The sequence below is a fragment of the Paenarthrobacter sp. PPS72 genome (genome assembly GCF_048537125.1).
Classification (GTDB): domain Bacteria; phylum Actinomycetota; class Actinomycetes; order Actinomycetales; family Micrococcaceae; genus Arthrobacter; species Arthrobacter nitroguajacolicus_E.
Map to the genome: position 1 here is coordinate 33,322 of NZ_JBLYIE010000068.1, position 9,641 is coordinate 42,962.

The following is a 9,641-nucleotide window of genomic DNA, read 5'->3' on the forward strand; positions in this document are numbered from 1 at the left end:
ACCCTCCATTGGTCAAGCTGCTTCTCAGTGCAGCCACATCAGTGACTGCTGTCACAACGATGTGGAATTGCTTGACTCTATCTTTGTTTATGTTGGTAAGTCAATAGAAAGCAACATAAACAAAGATGTGGACTGGGCAGGGTGGGAGCTCGGAGGAGGACCCAAGCACACGAAAAGGGCATGCCGCGCTCCCTGTAGCGCGACATGCCCTCGTTCGGATCCCAACTGGGGGATATCTGGGATCCGGTCCATGGAGTGGGCCTACTATTTCCCTATGTCAGAAGCCCGGGTGGTTCTCCCGGCGTCGGTGGCCCCGGCGTTGGCGGGGAGGGCACTGTAGGTCCGGGTGTGGGCTCCGGCACCGGTGGCGGTCCTGGTTCCGGCAACGGAACGGGCTCAGGCGTGGGGCCTGGTTCGCGGGTGGGGTCAGGATGCGAGGGGTCCGGCGGGAATTCACTCATGATCAGGCGCTCCGTCGATGGGAGGAGTGTTGCGGCCGTAGGCTTCCGGGAACAGTGGACGGATACCTGCCGGAGTCCCACCCCGCGCCGGGATAGTCGATGGGCAGGTTGTCCGGGTCCGGCGGATCCGGAAGGCTGCGCTTGCTGGCTTGCCCCGGCTTTCCACCTGTGGCCGAAGGTTCTTTTCGTTGCGGTTCGGTGTGCATGCTATCCCTTCCAGTAATCCCGGAACTGTTGGTGTGGCTCCTCGTGTCGTCGATCTTCATGGCTTCCCAATCTCAATCCGGGATTTCCATGTGGAAGCCACAATGACACCCGAGGATGCGTGTATTGATGAGTACCTCGTACATCCGCAGCTGGGCGCCCGGCGTCAGTACCAAGGGAGCCTGCACCCTGCGAAGCTCGCAGCTTTTGGTCTTCATCGGTTCACCGCAGTGCAGGTACTGGCCGCCGAACTGCAGCACGCCTTGGGGGACGCCGGGGCGGTTCAGGACTGCGGCCACGCGCCGCACGGAGGCGACATGTTCGTAGGAGTACCTGCAAACATGGCACTCGTACGCCACCTCCACCATGTTTGGCGCGGGCGGATAGTGCGACTGAATGGAGTTCACCAGGAGGTGCTGGTCTGTATTGCAGCGCGAGCACCAAAGCGGTTCATCGGGTGGTTGATGTGCTTCGTCCGGGACTCTGGACGCTGGCTGAGCCGGCATGGGTCTGTACCTCTGCATCAGAAAAAATGCGGGATGCCCGTCTGCATGAGCTGAAAGCCTGGGTCCTGTGATGTGGACTATAGGTCGATTGTGCACATAGGTGCACTTCAGATGCAAGGATTTCGATTCCACCGCTGATCGGGTGACGAGTTAGCGTCGGGCGACCGTAAAATGAGGCATGGACGAAATGAACGTTGATTTTGCGGCGCCTGATGCTGTCTCTGCGCCCGACGATGTTTCGGTGCCTGAGCAGCTGCAGGACCTGGTGATAGACAGCGAAGATGTGGGCGGATTTCTCCATGAGCTCGCGGTCTTTTCGGCTTCGGCCGTGTCGCAGGCCGTTGGCATGGATGTGCTCTGCGGCATCACTCTTAGCAGGCGCCGACGCACCGCCACGGTAGCCGGAAGCACCCATGAAGCCAGGCTGATCGATGAGGTTCAGCAGGCGTACGGGGATGGCCCGTGCCTGGAGGCCATGCGCAGCCACGCCACCCAGCATGTTCCGGACACATCGACTGAGGACAGATGGTCCGAGTACTGCACGGTCATCGCCGAGCGGGGACATCTTTCGGCGCTCTGCGTGCCGCTGGAATTGGATGAGGGAGCCACGGCAGCCCTCAACTTCTTTGCCCCCCAAGCCAACGCTTACGACGATGCCACCATCCGCAATTGCGAACTCTACGCAAGCCAGGCCGAGCGGTCATTGCGGCTGGCCGTACGGATTGGCGTGAAGCAACAGCACGCTGACGACCTCCAGGACGCCATGCAGACCCGGACGGTGATCGACCTGGCCAGCGGAATCATCATGGGCCAAAACCGCTGTACCCAGGAACAGGCGTTCCAGATCCTCAAGAAGGCGTCGAGCACCAGAAATCAAAAGCTGAGGGATGTCGCGGAGACCCTCGTCAAGAGTGTGGCCAAGGAAGCTCCCGTGGCCCATTTCGAAGCCTAGAAACGCGCGCACAAGGGCTAGGCAGCAGCTTCATCACTTGTGACGGCCGCCACTGGTGAACTACATTCATACTTGGGTTAAGCAGATAGCCCTTGGAGCCTCATGACGTGGAACCATCAGGGATGGTCCAAGAACTGCACCTTTTAGCTGTGGCCTCTATCGGCCGGCTCGCTGCGTGCGTCCATGCAGGCTCCTTGTAGTAGCAAAAGGAGAATGGCAATGACGCTTGGATCCCCACTTCCCGCCCCGAAACCTGCACGCGGGGCGGCACCTGCAACAACCGCTGGTGAAGTACGCCCCTGGTGCACGCTGTGCGAGACGGATTCCTACATTTTTGTGGAGACGGTAGTAGAAGCAGAACCACACAGGTCCGAAATAGTCGAGGTCAGCTACACCTGCAGCGAGTGCGATACGTTCTATGCCCACGCCGTCCGCCTGGATGCGCTGGTTCCGGAGATCCAAAGAGAATTTCTTTCCACTTCTGCCGCCGGACTCTGGTTCAGCTGCACCCACTGCGGAGATCCCATGACCTTGGGACGCCCCACGGAACGCGTCATCGAGGCGCCCCGGACCACCGACGATCCGGACAGTCCCAGCCTCCTTGAGGTGTACCTGCAAACGCAGGTACTCCATTGCCGCTGCGGTTTCCAAATGGAGGTTCCTCGCCACATTGGATAATCGCCGTCTCTAGATAACTCATGGTGGGGAGGGGTGGCTATGCGTACGTTTGGTGTCGAGGAGGAACTGCTTATTGCCGATCCAGTGGACGGCATCCCCCTGGCCTTGGCCGCCGGGGTTCTGGACGTGGCTTCCCCCAAAGGCGAGGACTCCAACGCGAACGGACCATCTCTGAAATCGGAGTTCAAGCAGGAGCAGATTGAGGTCAATTCGCTGCCCTGCCGGACCGCCAAGGAACTGAGGGCCGAGATCCGCGCCGGACGGGCACTGGCCGACTCTGCCGCCCGGGCTGTGGGTGCCCGGGTGGCCGCCTTGGCCACCCCGCCGGTTTTCCATGCCACGCCCACCAGGGGCAACCAGCGCTACGCCGCCATGGGCACGGAATTTGGCCTGATTTCACGCGAGCAACTCACCTGCGGCTTCCACGTTCATGTGTCCATCGAGTCGCCGGAGGAAGGCGTAGCTGTACTGGACCGAATGCGTCACTGGCTGCCGGTCCTCTTGGCCTTGAGCGCCAACTCGCCGTTCTGGATGGGCGCCGACACGGGGTTCGCCAGTTATCGGACCCAGATTTGGAACAGGTGGCCCACGGCGGGTCCCATGGATGTTTTCGGCTCGGCTGATGGCTACCGGGCAGTGTTGGCGGAGCTTCTGGGCACCGGAGTTCCACTGGACGAGGGCATGATCTACTTCGACGCCCGGCTGTCCAGGGGGCATCCAACCGTGGAACTCCGGATTTCCGACGTCTGCCTCTATGCCGAAGACGCACTCACCATTGCAGTCCTCGCACGCGCCCTTGTGGAAACGTCGGCGCGTCAATGGCGCAAGGGGGAACCGCCGTCGAGCACCTCGACCCCGGTGATCCGCATGGCCAACTGGAAGGCCAGTCGTTTCGGAGTCAACAACCAACTGCTGCATCCGCTGGAGCAGGCGCCTTATGCTGCCGCTGACGTGGCGGGTGCCTTGCTCCGCCACGTCCACCGGGTACTGACGGAATCAGGGGACCTCGCGCTGGCGCGGACAGGGGTGGCCAACATCCTCCGGCGCGGAACCGGCGAGCGGCTGCAGCGGCAGGCCTTCAGCAAGAGGCTGCAGTTGTCGGATGTGGTGACAGCCGCCATCGCGTCCACCCACAACCACGGCGAGCGGTCGGACGCCGACCTCATTAGCCGCTGAGGCCAGCGCCCGGCAAAAACCGCCCGGTTACAGCAGTACGACGACGGCGGCGTTCACCTTAGCCCTGGTTGATGCGGATCATGTTGCCCGAGGGGTCGCGGAAGGCGCAGTCGCGGGGGCCCCACGGTTGGTCGATCGGTTCCTGGAGTACCTCGGCGCCGGCGGCGCGGAGCTTTTCGAACGTGGCGTCGAGATCATCCGTGGTGAACACGAGCATGGGCATGACGCCCTTGGTGAGGAGTTCCTGGATGGCGTCGCCATCGGCCTGCGAGCGGCCTGCGTGCGGGGGAGAAAGGACCAACTCAAGATTGGGCTGGGCATCGCTGCCGATGGTGACCCAGCGCTGGCCGTCGGAGCCGACGTCGTTCCGGACGTCAAAACCCAGGGCGTCGCGATAAAAGGCGAGCGACTCATCGACATCGTTGACAGTGACATGTGCGTACTTCAATGAAATGTTCATGAATCACACGCTATTGCAGCTATGGCGCGGGCGCTTCTTCGATCGTGCTCAGATTCTTATTGCCGGTTCTGTCAGGGCGCGTGTGCTGTTTTGCGATGCAATTTGGCATGGCCTTCACAGCATGGTGCTCCCTGGCGCGGTATTCGCTGGGGTTGATGCCCACGATCTCCGTGAAGCGGCTGCTGAAAGATCCCAGCGAAGTACATCCGACTTCCATGCAGGCATCGGTCACGCTGGTGCCCGCGCGGAGCAGGGCCATGGCCCGCTCGATGCGCCTGGTCATGAGGTAGTTGTACGGTGATTCGCCGTACGCAGCCTTGAACTGGCGGGAGAAATGCGCGGGGGACATCAAAGCGCCGGCTGCCATGGTGGGCACGTCCAAAGGACGCGCATATTCGCGGTCTATGAAGTCGCGGGCGCGCCGCAGAAGGGCCAGGTTGGCCAGTTCCTGCGGAGTCATGGGCACAGTCTACTAGGTGGGTCACGGTCTACTAGGCTCGTGCCCATGGAATCAGTGGTGTGGTCGAAGCCCGAAAACCAGCGCAAGGGCACACCGTTGCTGGTGATGATGCACGGGTATGGCACCAGCGAGCAGCGCATGGTTGACCTCTTCCCGCACCTTCCGGGCGAGTTCACCTGCGCGGCGCTCCGCGGCCCCAAGATCATCGGCGACCACTACGGCTGGTTCCTGCTGGACTATTTCCTGACCAACGACTTCGCGGACGTCATTGCTTCCACCAACTCCGTGTTCAACTGGATAAACTCCGTCAAAGACAACCACAGCAGCGTCAGCCTGCTGGGCTATTCGCAGGGCATGGCCATGGCCAGCACGCTCCTCCGTCTGCGGCCGAATGCGTTCAAAGCTACGGTGGGTCTGTCCGGATTCGTCCTGGACAACGATCTCCTGGCCTTGAGTGAATCCTTTGACGCTCCGCCACCCTTCTTTTGGGGCCGGGACAAGGCCGATCCAGTGATCAACGAGGACGCCATAGCCCACACCGAGGAGTGGCTGAACGCCAACGTCGCTTTGACGGCGCGGACGTATCCGGGGATGGGACACCGGATCGAGCCGCCCGAACTGGTGGATGTGAGCGCCTTCCTTAAGTACTACGTCCTGGGTTAAGCCCAGGATTAGAAGACCGGATTAGACGGCATCACGGCCTCGGAATCAAGCTTTCAGCGAGATTCGCGTCACAATATCGCATTCGACCGCACTCTATTGAATGACAAAATTGTAAGCGCTTACACTTTTGGCTGATGTCCCGCTTCGGGACTCACGCCAAGGCGTCGGACGAGGATGGAAAGGGTTGAGGCCGTGTTGCATGGTTAGGTCCCACAGAGTGACAATCCAGGACGTGACCGTTCTCTCCGGGTTGTCCATTTGCACGGTGTCGCGGGCCCTGAGGAATCTCCCCAACGTTTCTGAGAAAGCCCAGCGTGGGCATGCGAAATGTTCCGTGGGACAATGTAGGTATCGATGACGAACACGCAGCCTGGCAGGCTACCCAACACCTGCTGGGGCTGGGCCATTGGGACTTGGCCGTCCTCTCGAGCAATGAACACTCCGTTGTGACTGAGACTCCACGGTTCCGCGGCTTCAGGCGTGCGCTGGATGATCACCACCTCACAGTCCACCCGGACTTTGTGGTGGGAGCCGGGCCAAGCATCGACGACGGTAGGCGGGCAATGACTGAACTCATGGCCCGCGGCCGGAGGCCCACTGCAGTGTTCGCCCACTGTGACGAGGCCGCGTTCGGTGCCCTCATGGCGCTGCGTGAACATGGTCTTTCCGTGCCCAAGAACGCGTCCGTGATCGGCATCGACGATCACCCCATGAGCTGGTTCCTTGGCCTGAGCACCGTGGCGCAACCCGTTGCCGACCAAGGCGCCTTCGCAGCAAACCTGCTGTGTGAACGCCTGCTGAATACTGAATCCCCCCATCAACCCTCCAACCACCTGCTCGATACCAAGCTCATCGAACGCAAGACCACGCGCCACAAGCGCTGAACGGAACAATGCACATGACTGATCTTCGTAATGCCTGGACTGGCGCCTCGGCGCTGTTGTTCGACCTCGACGGCGTGCTGACGCCCACTGCCGTGGTGCATGAGCAGGCGTGGCAGGAACTTTTCGACGGCTACCTGGCCACTACCGGCCACCCGCAGGGCTACCAGGAGAGCGACTACTTCGATCACATCGACGGCAAGCCCCGTTTCGACGGCGTCCGTGATTTCCTGACGTCCCGCGGCATCACCCTGCCCGAAGGCCCGGTCCACGACCACCCGGACAACCAGACCGTGCAAGGCCTGGGCAACCGCAAAAACGCGATTTTCAACGAGATCGTGAACTCCCGCGGCGTTGAGCCTTTTGAAGGCTCGGTCAAGTTCATCAACGCCGCAGTGGAACTGGGTCTCAAGGTGGCTGTGGTGTCCTCCTCGCGCAACGCGCCTGCGGTACTGAAGGCCGCCGGGCTCGACCACCACTTTGAGGTAGTCGTCGACGGCCAGGTTGCTGCCGGCGTCGGACTTCCCGGTAAACCGGACCCGGCCACCTACGTCTATGGGGCCAGCCTGCTGGGCGTGCCTGTGGAGGAATGCATCGTGATTGAGGATGCAGTGTCCGGTGTTCAGGCCGGTGCAGGTGCCAATTTTTACGCCGTGATCGGCGTGGACCGCGGAGCAGGCCGGCAGACCCTGCTCGACGCCGGCGCCACGCTGGTGGTCGACGACCTCAACGATCTTCTCTGACCCTACTTTTTTCGAAGGACTTCAACAGCCCATGGCACTCATCAGCTCCGATCGGCTTCGCTTCCCCTGCGAGCCCTGGAAGCTCGTGGAGAATATCCACGTCCCCGGTGACGAGGGAACGCTGGAAACGCTGTTCGCACTTGGGAACGGCCACCTTGGTATTCGTGGCTCGCATTCGACTGCCGGGGACGGTGAACTTCCCGGCACGTTCGTCAACGGGTTCCATGAGATTTGGGACATCAAGCACGCTGAAAATGCCTACGGTTTTGCCCGGACAGGCCAGCGGATCGTGTATGTGCCGGATGCCAATAACTTCACTGTTTCCATTGATGGCGAGGCCCTGAGCCTGGCCGAATCCACGGTGCTGGACTATCACCGCAGCGTGGACTTTTCCACAGGCGTCTACGAGGAAAGCATCACGTGGGCCTGCCGTTCCGGCGCCACCGTCACCACGGTGGAGCGCCGTGCGGTGGGGTTCGATTCCCGCGGATGCCTTGGCCTGGAGTTGTCGTTGACAGCCGACCGCGACGTATCCGCGGACATCACCTCCGGCGTCGTCAACCGGCAGGACCAGCCTGTGGATGACCACTCGGTCCACGATCCGCGCCGCTCCGGCCGGCACGCCGGCCGCGTCCTGCTGCCGCTGCACCTCCAAGGTACCGACGGTTCGCTTCGTCTCGCATGGGAAACCGCCGAGTCACGCCAGCGCGTCGCCATGGCCGTGGACCACTGGATCTCCGCCGAAGGCCAGCCGTTCGAGACTTTGGTGGCGGAAGACGAGTCGTCCGTCCGCTACGTTTTGGCCATTCACGACGGCGACACTTTCCGTTTGGAGAAGTCGGTCAGCTATGTGGTGGCCGGCTCCTCTGACGCCGAGGATCGCGGCGAAACCCTCGCGGCCGAAGCCGAAGCGAACCTGGTATCCGTTTCCGACATCTTCGCCCAGAGCAAAGCACACTACGACGAATACTGGACCACCGCAGACATCTCCATCGGCGGTCAGCCGGAGATGCAACAGGCTGTGCGTTGGGGCTTGTTCCAGCTGGCGCAAGCCACTGCCCGCGCAGGGGTTGCGGGCATCCCGGCCAAGGGCGTCAGCGGTTCCGGTTACGAGGGCCACTACTTCTGGGACCAGGAGGTCTACCTCCTTCCGTACCTGACCTACACGAACCCTTCCGGTGCCAGGAAGGTGCTGGAGTCACGGCACGCGATGCTGCCGGATGCGCGCGTCCGCGCCAAGGAGCTCAGCGTTGACGGGGCCCTGTTCCCGTGGCGGACCATTAATGGCCTCGAAGCCAGTGCCTACTACGCGGCCGGTACTGCCCAGTTCCACATCGCCGCTGCCATCGCCTTCGCAGCCAACCGATACCAGTGGGCCAGCGGCGATGACACCTTCCGCGGCGAACTGGGTGCCGACCTGCTGATCGAGACAGCCCGTATGTGGGCCTCGCTGGGCTTCTTCGGCAAGGACGGAATGTTCCACATCCACGGCGTCACAGGCCCGGATGAGTACACGGCCGTGGTCAATGACAACCTCTACACCAACGTCATGGCGCGCTTTAACCTGCGGGCCGCAGCGGCGCTGGAGCATGAGGGCATTGCCGAAACCGAGCGTATGGTGTGGCGGCAGGCGGCCGAGCGGATGTCGCTTCCGTACGATCCCCATTTGGAGGTCTTCAGCCAGGACAACGACTTCATGACCCTGGAACCGTGGGACTGGAACACGCCCAAGTCCAAGTACCCCTTGCTGCTGAACTTCCACCCGTTGGTGATCTACCGGCACCAGGTCCTCAAACAGGCCGATACCGTGCTGGCGATGTTCCTGCAGTGGCAGGACTTCACAGCTGAGGAAAAGCAGCGCGCTTTCGACTTCTACGATCCCATCACCACCGGGGACTCCACCCTGTCGGCGTGCGTGCAGGGCATCATGGCGGCCGAGGTCGGGTACGGCGACGTCGCGCTGAAGCACTTCACCGAGGCGCTCTTCATCGACCTCGACAACTCACACGGCAACACCATCGACGGCGTCCATATCGCCTCCACCGGTGGTATCTGGAGCTCCTTGGTATGCGGTTTCGCAGGCATGCGTGACCAAGGCGAGGTGCTGCGCTTTGATCCACGGCTGCCCTCGGAGTGGGAAGGGCTGTCCTTCCGGCTCAAGGTGCAGGGACGTCTGCTGGCCGTGGAACTCTCGCAGGGTTCCATCGCTTTGACCCTCGTGCCAGGTGAGGATTACAGCGACGAGCCGCTGCTGATCGATGTGCGGGGCTACGACGTCACTGTCGGAACGGACACTGTTACGGTGCCGCTGGACACCGTGCCCGTCCCACCGCCGTCGATCTTCCCCAGCGTCTTCCCGACGGCGGGCCTTCCGATCATCCGGTAGCTGTCTCTTATACACATCTCCGAGCCCACGAGACATTGATACTGATCTGGGGGGTCTTCTTGCTTCTTAGG

The 9,641-nt window shown here is 61.7% G+C and carries 11 protein-coding genes; 8 read left to right on the top strand and 3 right to left on the bottom strand.

Annotated features, from left to right (window positions below; translation table 11 throughout):
• Positions 1-739: 739 nt before the first annotated feature.
• Positions 740-1,072 carry a hypothetical protein gene (locus ACLRGI_RS22235; protein WP_419203619.1) on the bottom strand — a complete coding sequence of 111 codons (333 nt, stop codon included), beginning with the start codon at positions 1,070-1,072 and terminating at the stop codon, positions 740-742.
• Positions 1,073-1,349: 277 nt separating this feature from the next.
• Here ACLRGI_RS22235 and ACLRGI_RS22240 point away from each other — a divergent pair, with 277 nt between their 5' ends.
• From ACLRGI_RS22240 to ACLRGI_RS22250, 3 genes are all read left to right on the top strand, one after another.
• Positions 1,350-2,123, top strand: coding sequence for a GAF and ANTAR domain-containing protein (locus ACLRGI_RS22240; protein WP_419203620.1), 774 nt, complete (start codon positions 1,350-1,352; stop codon positions 2,121-2,123).
• A gap of 219 nt (positions 2,124-2,342) precedes the next feature.
• On the top strand, positions 2,343-2,801 hold the full coding sequence (locus ACLRGI_RS22245) for a hypothetical protein (RefSeq protein ID WP_419203621.1): 459 nt from the start codon (positions 2,343-2,345) through the stop codon (positions 2,799-2,801).
• 39 nt (positions 2,802-2,840) lie between these two features.
• A complete protein-coding gene (locus ACLRGI_RS22250; RefSeq protein ID WP_419203622.1) occupies positions 2,841-3,977 on the top strand; it encodes a glutamate--cysteine ligase 2 in 1,137 nt (378 codons plus the stop codon).
• Between the two features lie 58 nt (positions 3,978-4,035).
• On the opposite strand, the gene ACLRGI_RS22255 is transcribed toward ACLRGI_RS22250, so the two are convergent.
• A complete protein-coding gene (locus ACLRGI_RS22255) occupies positions 4,036-4,437 on the bottom strand; it encodes a VOC family protein (protein ID WP_419203623.1) in 402 nt (133 codons plus the stop codon).
• Positions 4,438-4,456: 19 nt separating this feature from the next.
• Positions 4,457-4,897 carry a helix-turn-helix transcriptional regulator gene (locus tag ACLRGI_RS22260; RefSeq protein WP_419203624.1) on the bottom strand — a complete coding sequence of 147 codons (441 nt, stop codon included), beginning with the start codon at positions 4,895-4,897 and terminating at the stop codon, positions 4,457-4,459.
• Between the two features lie 45 nt (positions 4,898-4,942).
• Here ACLRGI_RS22260 and ACLRGI_RS22265 point away from each other — a divergent pair, with 45 nt between their 5' ends.
• The 5 genes from ACLRGI_RS22265 (at position 4,943) to ACLRGI_RS22285 (ending at position 9,570) form a co-directional block, all read left to right on the top strand.
• Complete coding sequence (locus tag ACLRGI_RS22265) at positions 4,943-5,560, top strand: alpha/beta hydrolase (RefSeq protein ID WP_419203625.1); 618 nt, start codon at positions 4,943-4,945, stop codon at positions 5,558-5,560.
• Positions 5,561-5,759: 199 nt separating this feature from the next.
• Positions 5,760-5,918 carry a LacI family DNA-binding transcriptional regulator gene (locus tag ACLRGI_RS22270; protein ID WP_419203626.1) on the top strand — a complete coding sequence of 53 codons (159 nt, stop codon included), beginning with the start codon at positions 5,760-5,762 and terminating at the stop codon, positions 5,916-5,918.
• Positions 5,881-6,444, top strand: coding sequence for a LacI family DNA-binding transcriptional regulator (locus ACLRGI_RS22275; RefSeq protein WP_419203630.1), 564 nt, complete (start codon positions 5,881-5,883; stop codon positions 6,442-6,444). The genes ACLRGI_RS22270 and ACLRGI_RS22275 overlap by 38 nt, the downstream gene beginning before the upstream one ends.
• 8 nt (positions 6,445-6,452) lie before the next feature.
• Positions 6,453-7,184: an HAD family hydrolase gene (locus ACLRGI_RS22280; protein WP_419203627.1), complete on the top strand. Its 732-nt coding sequence runs from the start codon at positions 6,453-6,455 to the stop codon at positions 7,182-7,184.
• 31 nt (positions 7,185-7,215) lie between these two features.
• Positions 7,216-9,570 carry a glycoside hydrolase family 65 protein gene (locus ACLRGI_RS22285; protein ID WP_419203628.1) on the top strand — a complete coding sequence of 785 codons (2,355 nt, stop codon included), beginning with the start codon at positions 7,216-7,218 and terminating at the stop codon, positions 9,568-9,570.
• The last annotated feature ends 71 nt before the right edge of the window (positions 9,571-9,641 follow it).